The organism is Nitrosomonas sp., from assembly GCF_020852615.1.
GTDB lineage: Bacteria > Pseudomonadota > Gammaproteobacteria > Burkholderiales > Nitrosomonadaceae > Nitrosomonas.
Genome location: NZ_JADZAJ010000009.1, coordinates 1 through 16188, shown reverse-complemented (window position 1 = coordinate 16188; position 16188 = coordinate 1). Strand labels below are relative to the sequence as shown.

Here is a 16188-nt window from a genome sequence, read left to right as displayed (position 1 = left end):
GAACAGAACTCCAATGCCCAATCATCTTGCCGGAGAAACCAGCCCCTATCTGCTGCAGCACGCGGAAAACCCGGTGGACTGGTACCCATGGGGAGAAGAGGCACTGAAAATTGCGCGCACGCTGGATAAGCCGATATTGCTCTCCATCGGCTATTCAGCATGCCACTGGTGCCATGTCATGGCGCATGAATCATTCGAAGATCCCGAAGTCGCCGCAGCAATGAATGCCGATTTCATCAATATCAAAGTCGATCGCGAAGAACGTCCTGACATTGACCAGATTTACCAGAGTGCGCATTACGCGATGAACCACCGTCCGGGTGGATGGCCGTTAACCATGTTCCTGACACCCGGACAGAAACCTTTCTTTGGTGGCACCTATTTTCCGAAACAGGCGCGCTACGGCATGCCGGGATTTCTGGAGCTGTTGCCGAAAGTTGCTGAACTTTACCGCACACGCAAAACGGATATTGAACAGCAGAATGCGGTATTGCTGAAATTGCTCGCCCAAACACTCCCCGTACCAGGCACGCATGATTCTGCACTTTCCCGGCAACCGATCGACCATGCCTGGAAGCAGTTAGATCACCAGTTCGATGAAATTCACGGCGGGTTTGGAGATGCACCCAAATTTCTCCATCCGGCAGAATTACAGTTTTGCCTGCGACGATATGTTACGGAGAACAACACAAAGGCCCTGCATATCGTAACGCACACGCTGGAAAAAATGGCACGAGGCGGCCTCTATGACCAGCTGGGGGGCGGGTTCTGCCGCTACAGCACTGATAACGCCTGGCAAATTCCGCATTTTGAGAAAATGCTGTACGACAATGCGCTGATGCTGCCTCTTTATGCAGAAACCTGGCTGATAACCGGCAACCCGCTGTTTAAAGAGGTTGTTGAAGAAACTGCTGCCTGGGTCATGCGGGAAATGCAATCCGGCCCTGCAGCGGGTGGCGGTTATTTTTCTTCACTTGATGCTGATTCCGAGCACGAAGAAGGAAAGTTCTATGTCTGGGATCGTCAGGCAGTTGCAACAATCCTGACGCCGGAAGAATACCGGGTAACGGCTGCCTGTTATGGTCTTGATCGCTCACCCAACTTCGAAGACCGTCACTGGCATCTTGAAGTCGTGGAGTCTGTCGAAGCCATTGCGGCACGCCATCACATCAGCCCGGAAATTACACAGCAGCTCATCAGCAGTGCGCGTAAAAAACTGTTTCACGCACGTGAACAGCGCATCCGCCCCGGTCGTGACGAAAAAATCCTGACCAGCTGGAATGCGCTGATGATCAGGGGAATGGCACGTGCCGGGCAAATTTTTGAACGCGGGGAATGGGTGGATTCAGCCATGCAGGCAATGGATTTCATCCGCGACAGGCTATGGCAAAACGAGCGCCTGCTGGCGACCTTTAAGGACAGCAAAGCGCATCTGAATGCCTACCTTGATGATCATGCATTCCTGTTAGACAGTTTGCTCACATTGCTGCAGGTCAGTTTCCGCCAGACAGATCTTGATTTTGCCATTACGCTGGCGGATGTACTGCTCACCCGCTTTGAAGACAAGACATCCGGTGGATTCTTTTTTACCAGTCATGACCATGAAGCACTGATCCACCGGCCAAAAACAGGTCACGATGGCGCAATTCCTGCCGGAAACGGCATTGCAGCCATTGCTTTGCAGCGACTGGGACATCTGTTGAGCGAGTTGCGTTATCCGGAAGCAGCTGAACGTACTTTGAGCATTTTTGCCAGCACGCTATCACTGTACGCCAGTTCACATTGCAGCCTGCTGATCGCACTGGAGGAACGGCTTGAACCGGCAAAAACCATCATACTGCATGGCACTCAGGCTGAACGGCAAACCTGGTTAAAAGCACTGATTCCCTATTCGCTGAATAGCGTAATAATTGCATTGCCGCTGGAACTTTCCGGATTGCCCGGGAATCTTACGTTCCGCTCTACTCCGAGTGACAAAATCAGCGCTCGGGTATGTGAGGGCAGACGTTGTTTTCCGGAAATCCATTCACTGAATGAACTACTGCAAATCTGCAAGCTTCACGGTAGAATGGCACTCCCTTAATCATTCACAAAAGGAAAATGCGATGAAAAAAGCTTGGTTAGGAGCATTTGCTGCTTCAGCACTGTTAGTTGCCGGTTACGCTCAGGCAGATGCTGAGTTGGCCAAAAAGAACAACTGTGTTGCCTGCCATCAGGTTGATGCCAAACTCGTTGGCCCTGCACTTAAAGATGTCGCAGCCAAATATGCTGGCCAAGCTGATGCAGCTGGCTATCTGGTTGGTAAAATCAAAGGTGGCAGCACTGGTGTATGGGGCCAGATTCCAATGCCACCCAACGTCAATGTAAGCGAAGCTGATGCTAAAGCACTGGCCGAATGGATCCTGACACTCAAGTGATCTGATATTCAAGCTTAAGTGCGGGCCGATACCGGAAACTGTATCGGCTTTTTTATTTCTGTCATATTCCAGATCATCCCGGCCGGTTAATTTGACAACCTCCCGGGCTTTCAATACATTCATCTGGAATATTGTTACCCATTTCCACATACCAGACCGCCATGCTCACTGTTTTTCTCGATTTCGGCTCCGTAACACGCGGTGATATCGACAGAACAGTACTGGAGCAGGCCACATCCCCGTGGATCTATCACGACAACACTGCCCGGGAGCAAGTGGCAGAACGAATCCGGGAGGCTGAAATCGTTGTCAGCAATAAAACACTGCTCGACCGTACTGCCATCTGCGCTGCAGATAAACTGAAACTGATTTGCATAGCAGCCACCGGTTATAACAATGTCGATCTCGTCGCGGCTGCTGAACGCAATATCCCGGTATGTAATGTCCGCAATTACGCTACCGGCTCCGTTGTCCAGCATGTTTTTATGTTTATGCTGAACTTTGCCTGCCGTTTTGTAGAGTACCAGCAACTGATAAAAAAAGGAGGCTGGCAGACCAGCCCTTATTTCTGCCCGCTGGATTTCGGAATCATGGAGCTGGCAGGTAAAACGCTCGGTATTATCGGACATGGCGAACTGGGCAGTGCAGTGGCAAATCTTGCCCGGGCCTTCGGGATGAAACTGCAAATTGCCGAACATAAATCGGCCTTATCTGTTCGATCCGGGCGAACAGCATTTGATGATGTGATCTGCCAGGCAGATTTCATTACCCTGCACTGCCCGTTATCGGAAGACACTCATCATCTGATCGGCAGCCGGGAATTGGATCTGATGAAGCCTTCAGCCTATCTGATCAATACCGCCCGCAGCGGACTGATTAACGACACCGATCTGCTGCAGGCTCTGTATTCCGGCCGTATCGCCGGGGCAGCCATTGATGTCCTGAAAGAAGAACCGCCCGTCAATGGTAATCCACTGCTGGATTATCCCTATCCCAACCTCATCATTACTCCCCACTCCGCCTGGGCCAGCGTGGAATCCAGACAGCGCATGATCAGTCTGCTGGCGGACAACATACATAATTTTCTGCAGAACAAGCCTTTTAACCAGATTACAGATGCATTAACCCGGTAGGCAATTTTCTGTGCCGGCACTCATTTATCCCTGCTTCTCACCCGCACCGGGCCATCATTTGACAAACCTCCCCACCCTCATCACTTTTCGCGTTCCGTAAGACCGGAATTGCATTTGACCAGCCGGATCGCCTGCAAACCTTGAGAAAAACTGATTATGACTAGCCCATTTTATGAACACCGCCGCATCCTTGCAGCAAGCCTGGTTGGAACCACCATTGAATTCTACGATTTCTATATCTACGCCACCGCAGCGGCACTGGTATTTGGCCCCTTGTTCTTTCCGGCAGATTCTCCCTCCGCACAGTTGATGCTGTCATTCATGAGCTTCAGCCTGGCCTTTATCGCCCGGCCATTTGGTGCAATCCTGTTTGGTCATTTCGGCGACCGGGTTGGAAGAAAATCAACACTGGTGGCTTCACTGCTGCTGATGGGAACATCAACCCTGCTGATCGCATTCCTGCCCACCTATTCGACGGCCGGCTGGATCGCCCCTCTCCTGTTATGTATTTTGCGTTTTGGCCAGGGATTGGGGCTGGGTGGCGAGTGGGGAGGTGCCGCGTTACTGGCTGTTGAAAATGCGCCGCAGGGATGGCGCGGCCGGTTTGGCATGGTTCCCCAGCTGGGTGCACCGATCGGATTCCTCGCCGCAAACGGATTGTTCCTGCTGATCGGTATACAGTTGAGTGATGCAGATTTTGCCGCATGGGGCTGGCGAATTCCTTTCCTCGCCAGCAGTATTCTGATTGCGCTTGGCCTGTGGGTACGCCTGAAAATCGGTGAAACGTCCGAGTTTACCCGGGCGCTGGCAAAAGAACCACCGGTACGGGTTCCCATCAGCGAACTGATACGCAAACACACTGCCATTACCTTTGCCGGGACATTTACGGTAGTCGCCTGTTTTGCCATTTTTTACCTTTCGACTGCCTTTGCACTCGCTCACGGCACCACTACGCTGGGATATGCCCGTGAAATGTTCCTGATCACCCAGCTTGCTGCTATTTTGTTTCTGGCCGCCGGTATCATTCTCGCGGGAATATACGCCGACAAAAACAATGCAAACCAGGTACTGCTGGGAGGCTGTGCTGCAACGATTGGCCTGGGACTGATATTCGGACCGGCTCTGGGAGCGGGATCGCTATGGCTGGTCTGGGCGGTGCTCTCACTCGCGCTGTTCATCATGGGATTTGTTTATGGACCGCTCGGTGTATGGTTGCCCTCACTTTTCCCTCCGCGGATACGCTATACAGGTGTATCCATCACCTTTAACCTGGGAGGTATTCTGGGTGGCGCACTTGCTCCGATCATCGCACAAGCACTGACTGATGCCGGTGGCACATCATTCGTTGGCCTTTATCTGACCATAGCCGGAATTTTCAGCCTGGCGGGATTGAGGCTGGCACGACGGATAATGCCTGAGAATGTATATAAACCACGTAACCGAGGTAACTACATCCATACACACGTTTTACGCAAACGCCGTATAACTCTATGAAAAATTCGAAGGGCTGGCCATCGATAACTATTAACATGATAAAGTGTACGCACTTCGTTACTCCATTTTGTATGCCAATCCATTACCCTGCCGTAGAATTCAATATTTTTTATCTTCTTTTCATCAAAAATTTGCTTAAACTCTTCTTCCCTCATAAGAAAAGCGGGTGAAAACAAACGCCCCCAACCTTCGTCATAAGTTGTTTTCAGTATAATCAGACTGTCCTCGCCTTCTATACACAAATCTACTGCTACGACCTGGTCATTAAACCAGTACTTGTAAACTCGCCCCTTACCTCGGTGACAGAAATTTTCCAAGACTTTCTGGTAAAACTTGCCTTGGTTGTTTGATGGCTGAATTGCCGTACCCTGATCCAGTTTCCACCCCGAGCTTTCAAGTTTTCCATAATCCGCGATAGCTTGCTGGGCATCAGCAGCTAGCACGCATAATTCAAGCCGTGTAACTACACCATCTTTTGCAAGCTTGTTCCGCTGTTTTTTCATATTCTGGCGCAGATTTTTTCCACGACTAGCCCAATACTCTTCAAAATCCCCCTGAAGGGTAATTTTTGCGGTCTGGATATAATCCAAAGTCACCAATTTCTTACCGGTTTCCGGTCTGAGAACTAAATCCGGATCAATCTGTGTAATACTGAAAACAAGAGGGTATTGTGCCAATTGTTGTATAAGTTCGGGAAGAATGGATGGTAAATCCACATCGACTTTTTGTATCCACATACCTAGAGGTGCTTGTGATGGCTGGAAAGTAGACCATATCCACTGATTCTTCTGGCAGATAATTGTCATCACTTTCAGCTCATCTTTTTCCTGATAGCATGCCAAAACCTCGTCGCCTCTACCAAATACTTCCAGAAGAGGCAAAATAAAATCAGGACTTAATAATGGTGAACCAGACGCCGTATGGTTTAGCTGCTGCCAGCTGTCCTGAAAATTCCTGAATTCATTTATCGGGTATAAATTCCAGCTCATTACGCTATTCCATAGAAGAAAGTATCGTTTTTCTGATTTGCTCTATCATCCATTGCTTTTCTTTTAACTTGAGCTCTTGATGACAAGGGAATTGCAGCAAATTTTGTGACAGGCGGGTACTTACGGAGCAAACTGATTCATTAACACCATGCCAGAGAAATTCGCCAAAACGAATAACAGGCACGCCACTACGCTTAAGAGTGGGAAAAATTTCTGCTGAATTATCTACAATTAAAGGAAAAACATGAGGAACAACACCGGAAGGCAGATCTGGAAATAAAGGTCTGCAGCCCGGTAACCCAGCAAGCGCCTCCAGCAAAGCTGAATAATTCTCCCGGCGCCCAGCTATAACCCGATCCTTGGAGGCAAGTTTGGTAAGCCATCTTGAAGAAAAAGATGATCGCTTATGGAGCCAATCTGCCTCAAACCCAAACCCACCCTCAGATGCTCCCGGGCCAATCTTCTTTTTATTTTCGCCAGGGCTCCCCTGTTTAACCGATTTCCACAGATAATCTTTTAATTTCAGAGGGGTCGCGAATAACTTCCTCAGCGAACCCATTCTGTCGTACTCCAGCCCCCTTTCCAAGGTGTTCAAGGCAGCCTTGATTTCAAAGGCCAACCCTGCCGATCGAAGCTCTATTTGCTCAATATTATTTCTTCCAGAAACTAAGCACCCCCCTTCATATATTGGAAAAAACTTCATCGTGCTTGCAATAGCATAATCTCCATATGCACCTATCGGTCTACCCTCAAATTCCCCAAAAAAAGAATGTGCACAGTCCTCTAGCAAATATATTTCATGAATATCGCAGAAATTACGTATTTTCACTAAATTCTGCGGAAACCCGAAGTAGTGGGTTGCAATAAGCAATTTTGTTGACTCATCCAGCTTATTTTGAACGTCATCCAGATCAACTGATGTATCAGACTGTATCTTATAAAATATGGGCACTGCCTCTGCCCAAATCACGGGCTCTACCATTGCAGGACAATGGTAGGCTGGGATCAGAACCTTATCCCCTTTACCTATACCCATTTGTTTTAACGCGAGTGCGATTGCAACTCGGCCACTGGTAACGTGTTTTATACTGCCAACATCCAGCACAGAAGGAATATCCTGCTGCCCACACCGATTTGAAGAAAATGACTCCAGTGATAACACGGGTTGTGTTGGAATATAAGGTTTTGGGTAATTGGCCATACAGTAGGCTGAAGAAAACATAGTGAAACCTCTTAAATAAAGCGTACCTCAGTTCTATCGGCTTATCAATGCAGATTATTAAGCTGACATTGAGCCGAATACATCTCAGCCCTCTGTATAAACCAAGGTATTTATGCTGCAGTGTCAATTCCAATTTCAAAACAACCTCCCACGGAAACATTCCCGAAGCTGCCAATGAGACAACAGCTGCTCGATATTGCTGAAATCGGCCCTCCATCCCTGGACAATTTTATTCCCGAAGGGAATGAGGAGCTGCTGTACACATTGAGGAATCTGGTTGCCGGTAGTTATCAGGATCGTTTTTATTATCTGTGGGGAAACACGGGAAGCGGCAAAAGCCATTTATTGCAGGCGGTGGCGGGTGCTTTTTCAGAACAGCAATGCAATTCACGCTACATCGGCTGCAGCTGGGAAAAACCTGATTTCAGTTCCGGTGCGGACTGTATCGTGATCGATGATGTCGAGCAGCTGGACGATACATCTCAGATCAGGCTGTTCAATCTCTACAACCGCTTGCGCGACAGTGGACATGGCATATTCCTGGCCGGGGGCACCAAACCACCTGCCGGGCTGGATTTACGTCAGGATCTGGTCACTCGTCTGGGTTGGGGGCTGGTATATCAGGTACACGAATTAACGGATGAAAAAAAAATCGAGGTTATGCAGGACTATGCAATCCGCTGCGGGTTCGAACTGCCCCTGGAAATTTGCCATTATTTACTGAAACACGAGCGACGGGATCTATCTTCCCTGATCAGACTCATCCATGCACTGGATCAGCTCTCACTCACCAGACAGCGCCCTGTCACTCTTCCCCTGTTACGTGAACTGTTATAATCAGCAGTAATCAGGGTACTTACCAATTGCAGCAGAAAAAAACCTTACAAGAACAACCACCTGTTTAACAATCTGCTTAATTTACCCGGTTTTCTGCACTCCAATTTTCCAATTCCAAAGTTCCGTATCATGAAACTGGCATTATTTGACCTGGATAACACGCTTCTGGCTGGCGATAGCGATTTTCAATGGGCACAATTTCTCATTGAACAGAATGTGCTGGATCGGGAAGTCTATGAAGCTCGCAATGTTGCATTTTATGAACAATACAAAACAGGCACACTTGATATCCATGAATTTCTGGATTTTCAGCTTAAACCCCTGTCTCGCCATTCGCGGGAACAACTCAATGAATGGCGCAGCAGTTTTATAAAACAGCGAATTGCACCCCTGATTGCACCCGGCGCACGTGAGCTGATCGCCAGACATCAGGCAGAAAAAGATCTGTGCATTATCATTACCGCCACCAACAGTTTTGTAACCGCACCCATTGCGCACATGCTGGGGATTGATCACCTTATCGCTACTGAACCGGAACAGAAGAATGGCGAATTTACCGGCCGCGTAACCGGAATTCCCTCTTTTCAGGAAGGCAAAATAACCCGACTGGAACAATGGCTGGATGCACACAACCTCACCTGGCTTTCCTTCCTGCAAAGCTGGTTCTACAGTGATTCGCTCAATGATCTGCCACTGCTCAGGAAAGTCACACACCCGGTTGCCGTTGATCCTGATGCCACCCTTCACGAACATGCAAAAAAAAGCGGATGGCGCATTATCAGCCTGCGTCAATAGCACCCTGAACCATCGTCGTTATTAACGTTTTCAAGAGGAGAAAACAAAATGAAACGTGTTTCCATATCACTTCTGGCACCAGCCGCACTGTGTCTCTTACTTTCCTTCAATGCTCAGGCCGATTCTTATCCCGAAAAAATGGGAGTCAAACTGGCAACCGGCGTAGCCAACGTTGTTACCGGCGTGGTTGAGATCCCCAAAAACATGATGATTACCAGCGGCACCAAGGGTACCGTCTATGGTGTAACAGCCGGTTTTTTCGTTGGAATCGTCCATACGCTTGGCCGAACACTGAGTGGTGCGGTTGATATTGTCACTTTTATCGTACCCACCACTTCCATCGTCAAACCCACTTATATCTGGGATGATTTTAACCGTGAAACCACCTACACCACCTGGCGTATGCGCTGATTGCTCTGGCGTTCGGTCGGAAAACATGAGTGAAGCTCAGCCGGAAAGCATAAAAAGGTTCCGGTATAATAGGGTTTTGTGAGGGACTGACCGCATGCGACTAATACAAAAAGCACTCACCTTCGATGATGTTCTCCTGCTTCCCGCCTATTCCGAAGTTCTGCCCAGAGATGTTGATTTATCCACACAGCTGACCCGTACACTTCGTATCAAAATACCGATTGTTTCCGCAGCAATGGATACCGTCACTGAAGCCCGGCTTGCCATTGCCATTGCCCAGGAGGGCGGAATCGGCATCATTCACAAAAATATGTCGATCAGGATGCAGGCGGCGCAGATAACGCAGGTCAAACGCTTTGAAAGCGGTGTAGTGACCGACCCGATCATTGTTTCCCCGGATATGACCGTGCGCAAAGTTCTGGAACTGATCCGCCAGCACAACATATCCGGCCTGCCGGTAGTCAAAGGCAAAAAGGTTGTCGGCATTGTCACCAACCGTGATCTTCGCTTCGAAACCAATCTTGATCAGCCGGTCAGAAACATCATGACTCCGAAGAAACATCTGGTCACTGTCCGGGAAGGCGTTTCACGGGAAGATGCATTGGCTCTGCTGCACAAACACCGGCTTGAAAAAGCGCTGATTGTTGATGAAAACTTTGAGCTGCGCGGCATGATTACCGTCAAAGATATCACTCGAACCACCGAGCATCCCTATGCCAGCAAGGATAATCAGGAACGGCTGTATGTAGGTGCCGCCATCGGCGTGGGAGAAGGCAGCGATGAACGTGCCGCTGCGCTGGTCGAAGCCGGTGCAGACGTGATTGTCGTGGATACGGCACACGGCCATTCACAGGGTGTGCTGGATCGCGTGCGCTGGGTCAAGAAAAATTTTCCGGAAATTCAGGTAATTGCCGGTAACGTAGCCACTGCGGCGGCGGCAAGGGCACTGGTGGATCATGGCGCAGATGCGGTCAAAGTTGGAATCGGCCCCGGCTCAATCTGCACCACCCGCGTTGTTGCTGGTGTTGGTGTCCCACAAATTTCAGCCATTGACAATGTGGCCACCGCACTGTTGAACACCGGCGTGCCCGTGATTGCCGACGGCGGTATCCGCTATTCTGGCGATATTGCCAAGGCACTTGCTGCAGGCGCAAGCTCGATCATGCTGGGCGGGTTGCTGGCCGGAACTGAAGAATCCCCGGGAGAAATCGAGCTGCTCAAGGGCAGATCCTATAAAAGCTATCGCGGCATGGGTTCCTTATCCGCCATGCAGCAGGGATCAAGTGACCGTTACTTCCAGGAAACCGAACGTCATGAAGCGGACAAACTGGTACCGGAAGGTGTGGAAGGGCGCGTCCCCTACAAAGGCCCTCTCGCCAGTGTCATCCATCAGCTAACCGGGGGAGTTCGCTCCAGCATGGGCTATCTGGGATGCCGCACCATCAGTGACATCCATAAAAAAGCGGAGTTCATCGAGATTACGTCTGCCGGAATCCGGGAATCTCACGTGCACGATGTCCAGATCACCAAAGAAGCCCCGAATTACCACGTCGAATAACGTCTCTTACCCACATGCATTCAGCTATCCTTATCCTGGATTTTGGCTCGCAGTACACCCGGCTGATTGCCCGGCGCGTGCGCGAAACCAATGTTTACTGCGAACTTCATCCCTTTGATGTCAGCCCGCAATTCATACGGGAATTTGCGCCTGCTGGCATTATTCTCTCCGGCGGGCCGGCATCCACCTTTACCGATGATGCCCCGCGTGTACCGCAAATTGTATTTGAGCTGGGCGTACCCGTTCTCGGTATCTGTTACGGCATGCAGGCCATGGCCGCTCAACTGGGGGGAGAAGTGGAAGATGCACAATCACGCGAGTTCGGTTATGCAGAGCTGCTGACTGCACCATGTAAACTGTTTCAGGATATACGCGATCGCCTGGATTCTGAAAGCAAACCGGTTCTTGATGTCTGGATGAGCCACGGCGACCGGGTCAACAAACTGCCGCCAGGCTTTACTGCTGCCGCCTCCAATGCAGCCACTCCCTTCGCTGCCATGGTGGATGAAGCACGCAATTTTTATGGTGTGCAGTTCCACCCTGAAGTCACTCACACCCGGCAGGGCAAGGCGATTCTCGACCGCTTCGTACACGATATCTGCGGGGCGGGTTATGACTGGAACATGCCTGATTACGCAGAAGAAGCCATCGGCAGAATTCGTGCCCGTGTCGGTAACGATAAAGTTATCCTGGGACTGTCCGGCGGCGTGGATTCATCGGTAGCGGCTGCACTTATTCATCGCGCCATTGGCGATCAGCTGGTATGTGTATTCGTCGATAACGGCCTGCTCCGCCTGAACGAAGCCAAACAGATCATGGAAACCTTCAGCCGCAATCTCGCAGTTAACGTGATTTATGTTGATGCCGGCAGACAGTTTCTGGAACAGCTGAAAGGTATCACCGATCCCGAACAGAAACGGCGGATCATCGGCCGTGAATTTGTGGAAATCTTCCAGCAGGAAGCGGAAAAAATCGAAAATGCAAAATGGCTGGCACAGGGCACCATCTATCCTGACGTGATCGAATCTGCCGGCAGCCACACCAAAAAAGCCGGCGTCATCAAATCTCACCATAACGTGGGCGGCCTGCCGGAAACCCTCCACCTCAAACTGCTGGAACCACTGCGCGAACTGTTCAAGGATGAAGTACGCGAACTTGGCCTGGCACTGGGATTACCGCATGAACTGGTGTTCCGTCATCCGTTCCCCGGTCCGGGACTGGGTGTCCGTATTCTGGGAGAAGTGAGATATGAATACACCGAGTTATTGCGCCAGGCTGATGCCATCTTCATAGAAGAGCTGCGAAATGCCGGATGGTATGAAAAAACTTCCCAGGCATTTGCCGTTTTCCTGCCAATCAGATCAGTCGGCGTCATGGGAGACAACCGCAGTTATGAATACGTAATTGCCTTGCGCGCTGTTCAGACCGAAGACTTCATGACCGCACACTGGGCAGAACTCCCCTACACCCTGCTCGCCAAAATCTCCAGCCGTATCATCAACGAAATCCGCGGCATCAACCGCGTGGTTTACGACATCTCCGGCAAACCCCCGGCAACAATTGAGTGGGAATGATCCCGCGTCTGACACTCGCTGGCACCGAGTAGCACGAGCCGTAGTCTCTGCATGGAACGAAAAATGAATATCACTGGAGACGCGCATATCGGTTAACTGCTCGATGCAACGTCGAACCTTATCTTGTTGCTCAGTCAGCTTTCGTCAGATGAAAACAAATAAACGAGTGCGGGAGCTTCGGAAGCGCTTTTAATAATCCAGCGTTACGCTCAAATATTGGAAGATGAGGTGCGTTTGGATTCGCTGTCCGAGGTCGTAAAAACAGCGGCACTGCTAACAACCGTCAGTAAAGGCATTGGCGACATAGCCTGGACGGAAATAGATCAGTCGATCTCCGCTGCGAGTATGGCGGTGCTACGTACGGCGGTTAAGGTCTGGCAGACCATTCAGTCAGCGCATCCATGAATCAAGGGGCATTCACCGTGGGCGATGAGAAGGAACTGCTGGACGCCTATCACTTCGCGAAAAGCCATACCACGGCGGGGTTGAAGCAATATCTGTTCGATATCGATTTAATAGCGGCGAAGGAATTGGGCAACGACGAGCGCGATTTCGCCCATGCCTTCCATGTCATCCAGTATTTCGTCGATCGGGCAAAGCGTAGAATTGTAAGGGGGTAGCTATGTTGACGGTCCTACTCGTGAAGTCCGGTGCATCTCCGAGCGCGCTATCGGCTTGCGGCATTACCGTTCCAGCCTAACCTTCCACCAGTAGACTTCGGCGAACCCAAGGGAGGCCGGCTATCTCAACGAGGTCCGTACAGCGACCGAGCGCCAGCATCCACACCGTGTCCCCGTTGATTCCATACACCAGGCAATCGTTTTCACCTCGTATCAGCTCACGGATACCCAAAGTCTTACCCATTTTTTTGCCCATCTTCGGATGCGCAGCCGGCACCTGATCTTAACCAGCCACTTCGGCCAATCAGGGCATTAGTGTTTCTCCTGGCAGCAAAGAGTGGAAACGGGCTTTGGAGTCTCAATCCCTTTGAAATCAGGGCATTAGTGTTTCCCATACCTCAGGAGGCAGCGTTGTCTCTGGCAGTGTCTCAATCCCTTTGAAATCAGGGCATTAGTGTTTCCCTTAGTTACTTTACGGAGGCTAAAGAAGCACTGGTCTCAATCCCTTTGAAATCAGGGCATTAGTGTTTCCCAATGGTATTTGCCTTAGCTATGGAAAATGTATCGTCTCAATCCCTTTGAAATCAGGGCATTAGTGTTTCGAAAGGTAGGTGATGATGTATGGGAGGTTGAGATGTCTCAATCCCTTTGAAATCAGGGCATTAGTGTTTCCTCACGAAGGCCGTTGTAGCAATGGGTCGCAAACCCGTCTCAATCCCTTTGAAATCAGGGCATTAGTGTTTCCGGATAACCATCCGAGATAAGGCCACTGTACAAGTCTCAATCCCTTTGAAATCAGGGCATTAGTGTTTCGTGATATAGGTCCCAATTTGCACTCTTTAGTAAAGTCTCAATCCCTTTGAAATCAGGGCATTAGTGTTTCGGCTATCCGAGAAGAATATAATAATTACAAAAAGTCTCAATCCCTTTGAAATCAGGGCATTAGTGTTTCATTCAAAAAGGGTTAATAGCTGAATCTGATGAGGTCTCAATCCCTTTGAAATCAGGGCATTAGTGTTTCTATGCATCAGGCTGGTCATCACGTAGTGCACTAGCGTCTCAATCCCTTTGAAATCAGGGCATTAGTGTTTCTATTACTGGGAATTGTAATAGCCAGTTTAATTATGTCTCAATCCCTTTGAAATCAGGGCATTAGTGTTTCCATTACAGAGGTAGCAATACTGAATACGCTGAATGTCTCAATCCCTTTGAAATCAGGGCATTAGTGTTTCTCATTGCCTCTTGGTATTCCTCTGGATTCGTTGGTCTCAATCCCTTTGAAATCAGGGCATTAGTGTTTCTGATCGCTATCGTTTTCCTCTTTACAATCAATATATTGGAAAGGGTGTGGAGGAAAAGTAGCGAGGTGCGGCAAGATGTCTTCTCCAAACGATAATTTCTTTCAAAAACACTTCATTTTATCAGTTGCCGGTAATCAGTAGCTCCAGAAGGAACAGGCAGATGTTACTGTTTTTCTCGCTCCTTCTGTTGTCCGAAGTATAACCATTTTCCTCCGGTATTCGCGTGACTGGTCGAAATTGAAGCGCGCATTCCCGTTACAACCAGTGAAGGCATGTTGTCATCACTAGCACGCTTATCCTGCGCGGCAAGCTTGCCAGCGCTCCTGTCAGATTACGGCTGATACACAATGCGCTTCGTTCTATTAGCCGGAGTAATTTTTGTATGTTTAGTTTTGCAGCGTCCTGTCAGGTAGATCCGATTGCTGAAGAAGCGAAGGATGTTGCCTATGTCACAAGGTATACCTACACCAGGCTTTCTGGTTCGTGGCTGCAGCCGGAAGGCAGAGTATCCTTGGACGGGATGTTTGATTTTATTTATGAAGAAAGTCTGGCTGCAATTCTGAATCAACCGGAAGCAGAGCGGTTATATGTGCAAAAACTGATGCTGGAAGGAAAATATCAGGCTCTGCGCATCAAAAAACCCAAATTTTCGTCTAAATACATTTTTAGTGTGGGTACACCCAAATTCCACCAAACAAATACGTGCCGTTATCTCACTGCGAATTTCATCAATTATCGTGTCCCGCCAGAAATCGAAGCTCGTGGCCCACAGAAAATCAGAGAATTTCAGGAATACTGCGAGCAGCTAAGAAAAGAGCTTAAGGGAAAGTCATATGATGTCTTCTGGATGCGCGCGAACGCCGAGTTTCGTATTCATGCCAGACCAGAAGAGGTGCACTATGAAAATAGCGGCGTGCAAGCTATAGCGGCTATGCCGATTGCGGAATTGCATGAAAAAATTCGTGAAGCCATTGATGCATCCCAAGAGATGCAAAATGGAAAAGATGGTTTTACCATCAGAAGATACCGCTATGCTCTACACCAGCAAAAAGCGCTTGCCTGTATCTCTAACCCCTGGCAAAAGGAGATTATGAAACAGTTTTTCAAATTGAAATGGCAGCTGATCGACCTGCTTTTTGAGCTGTACAGGAAGCAGGCAGGCGCAGTGGATTATGTACTCCCTCTTCATCTACTGCAGGCCAGCGGGCTTGAGCCCTGCCGAAAATGCTGGCTGTAATCTGCCTCAGATACACTCCGGCAGCAGTTTTTATGCAGGGAATAGTGATAAACTAAGCCAGTTAAACTAAGTTCGTGAAAATTGAATTATGCAAACATACAATATTCATGATGCTAAAACGCAGCTATCCCGGTTGGTGGAACAAGCTGCCAATGGTGAGTCATTTATTATTGCCAAAGCCGGCAAACCGATGGTCAAAGTGGTTGCGCTCAATGCACCTGAACCTTCCCGGATCAGGCGGTTTGGTTTTATGGCCGGGCAAATTGAAATTCCGGATGATTTTGACAGGATGGGTGAAGAGGAAATTGTGCAATCCTTTGAGGGTGGCGAGTGAAACTGCTGCTGGATACGCATCTGTTATTGTGGGCAGCAAAAGGCTGGGAGTATTTGCCACCCGATGCTCGGAATCTGATGAATATGCCTGAAAATGAATTGATTTTCAGTGTAGCCAGTCTCTGGGAAATTGTAATTAAATGTAGTAGTTCAGATTTGATCTGACAGCAGGTCTTGCCAAGAGGTGGGATTACCCGGTTTGATAGAGGTGCGAATCTTTATCAACCAAACGCGAAAGCGTAAAGGAGTAATCCCATGAGCAGTGTT

The 16188-nt window shown here is 49.2% G+C and carries 14 protein-coding genes and 1 CRISPR repeat array; of the genes, 12 read left to right on the top strand and 2 right to left on the bottom strand.

The genetic code is table 11. The features are described 5' to 3' along the window. Window positions 1–13: 13 nt before the first annotated feature. The 4 genes from IT527_RS01090 (at window position 14) to IT527_RS01075 (ending at window position 5044) form a co-directional block, all read left to right on the top strand. The gene (locus IT527_RS01090; RefSeq protein ID WP_292965324.1) at window positions 14–2083 is read left to right on the top strand and encodes a thioredoxin domain-containing protein; all 2070 of its coding nucleotides are present in this window, start codon (window positions 14–16) and stop codon (window positions 2081–2083) included. A 22-nt stretch (window positions 2084–2105) separates the two neighbouring features. Further along, entirely contained in the window at window positions 2106–2417 is a 312-nt protein-coding gene (locus IT527_RS01085; protein ID WP_292965659.1) for a c-type cytochrome, read from the top strand. A gap of 131 nt (window positions 2418–2548) precedes the next feature. Continuing rightward, window positions 2549–3550, top strand: coding sequence for a 2-hydroxyacid dehydrogenase (locus tag IT527_RS01080; protein ID WP_292965322.1), 1002 nt, complete (start codon window positions 2549–2551; stop codon window positions 3548–3550). 156 nt (window positions 3551–3706) lie between these two features. Beyond that, window positions 3707–5044, top strand: coding sequence for an MFS transporter (locus tag IT527_RS01075; RefSeq protein WP_292965320.1), 1338 nt, complete (start codon window positions 3707–3709; stop codon window positions 5042–5044). Here IT527_RS01075 and IT527_RS01070 read toward each other — a convergent pair. Next, window positions 4999–6033 (bottom strand): GNAT family N-acetyltransferase, encoded by a 1035-nt coding sequence (locus tag IT527_RS01070; protein WP_292965318.1) that lies wholly within the window; start codon window positions 6031–6033, stop codon window positions 4999–5001. The two genes, IT527_RS01075 and IT527_RS01070, sit on opposite strands and share 46 nt — an antisense overlap. A 4-nt stretch (window positions 6034–6037) precedes the next feature. Beyond that, on the bottom strand, window positions 6038–7234 hold the full coding sequence (locus IT527_RS01065; protein WP_292965316.1) for an aminotransferase class I/II-fold pyridoxal phosphate-dependent enzyme: 1197 nt from the start codon (window positions 7232–7234) through the stop codon (window positions 6038–6040). 195 nt (window positions 7235–7429) lie between these two features. Between IT527_RS01065 and hda the strand changes: the two genes are divergently transcribed. The 8 genes from hda (at window position 7430) to IT527_RS01025 (ending at window position 15922) form a co-directional block, all read left to right on the top strand. Further along, on the top strand, window positions 7430–8092 hold the full coding sequence (gene hda / locus IT527_RS01060; RefSeq protein WP_292965314.1) for a DnaA regulatory inactivator Hda: 663 nt from the start codon (window positions 7430–7432) through the stop codon (window positions 8090–8092). Window positions 8093–8221: 129 nt separating this feature from the next. Next, complete coding sequence (locus IT527_RS01055) at window positions 8222–8887, top strand: HAD family hydrolase (RefSeq protein WP_292965312.1); 666 nt, start codon at window positions 8222–8224, stop codon at window positions 8885–8887. 48 nt (window positions 8888–8935) lie between these two features. Continuing rightward, complete coding sequence (locus IT527_RS01050; RefSeq protein WP_292965310.1) at window positions 8936–9298, top strand: exosortase system-associated protein, TIGR04073 family; 363 nt, start codon at window positions 8936–8938, stop codon at window positions 9296–9298. A gap of 94 nt (window positions 9299–9392) precedes the next feature. Next, on the top strand, window positions 9393–10856 hold the full coding sequence (gene guaB, locus IT527_RS01045; protein WP_292965308.1) for an IMP dehydrogenase: 1464 nt from the start codon (window positions 9393–9395) through the stop codon (window positions 10854–10856). A 14-nt stretch (window positions 10857–10870) separates the two neighbouring features. Next, window positions 10871–12430, top strand: coding sequence for a glutamine-hydrolyzing GMP synthase (guaA, locus tag IT527_RS01040; protein WP_292965306.1), 1560 nt, complete (start codon window positions 10871–10873; stop codon window positions 12428–12430). A gap of 401 nt (window positions 12431–12831) precedes the next feature. Next, window positions 12832–13050 (top strand): hypothetical protein, encoded by a 219-nt coding sequence (locus IT527_RS01035; RefSeq protein WP_292965304.1) that lies wholly within the window; start codon window positions 12832–12834, stop codon window positions 13048–13050. 286 nt (window positions 13051–13336) lie between these two features. Then, a CRISPR array of direct repeats spans window positions 13337–14351; the repeat unit is 36 nt; unit sequence GTCTCAATCCCTTTGAAATCAGGGCATTAGTGTTTC. A 520-nt stretch (window positions 14352–14871) separates the two neighbouring features. Beyond that, the gene (locus tag IT527_RS01030) at window positions 14872–15588 is read left to right on the top strand and encodes a hypothetical protein (RefSeq protein WP_292965302.1); all 717 of its coding nucleotides are present in this window, start codon (window positions 14872–14874) and stop codon (window positions 15586–15588) included. A gap of 88 nt (window positions 15589–15676) precedes the next feature. After that, complete coding sequence (locus IT527_RS01025) at window positions 15677–15922, top strand: type II toxin-antitoxin system prevent-host-death family antitoxin (protein ID WP_292965300.1); 246 nt, start codon at window positions 15677–15679, stop codon at window positions 15920–15922. Window positions 15923–16188 lie beyond the last annotated feature (266 nt).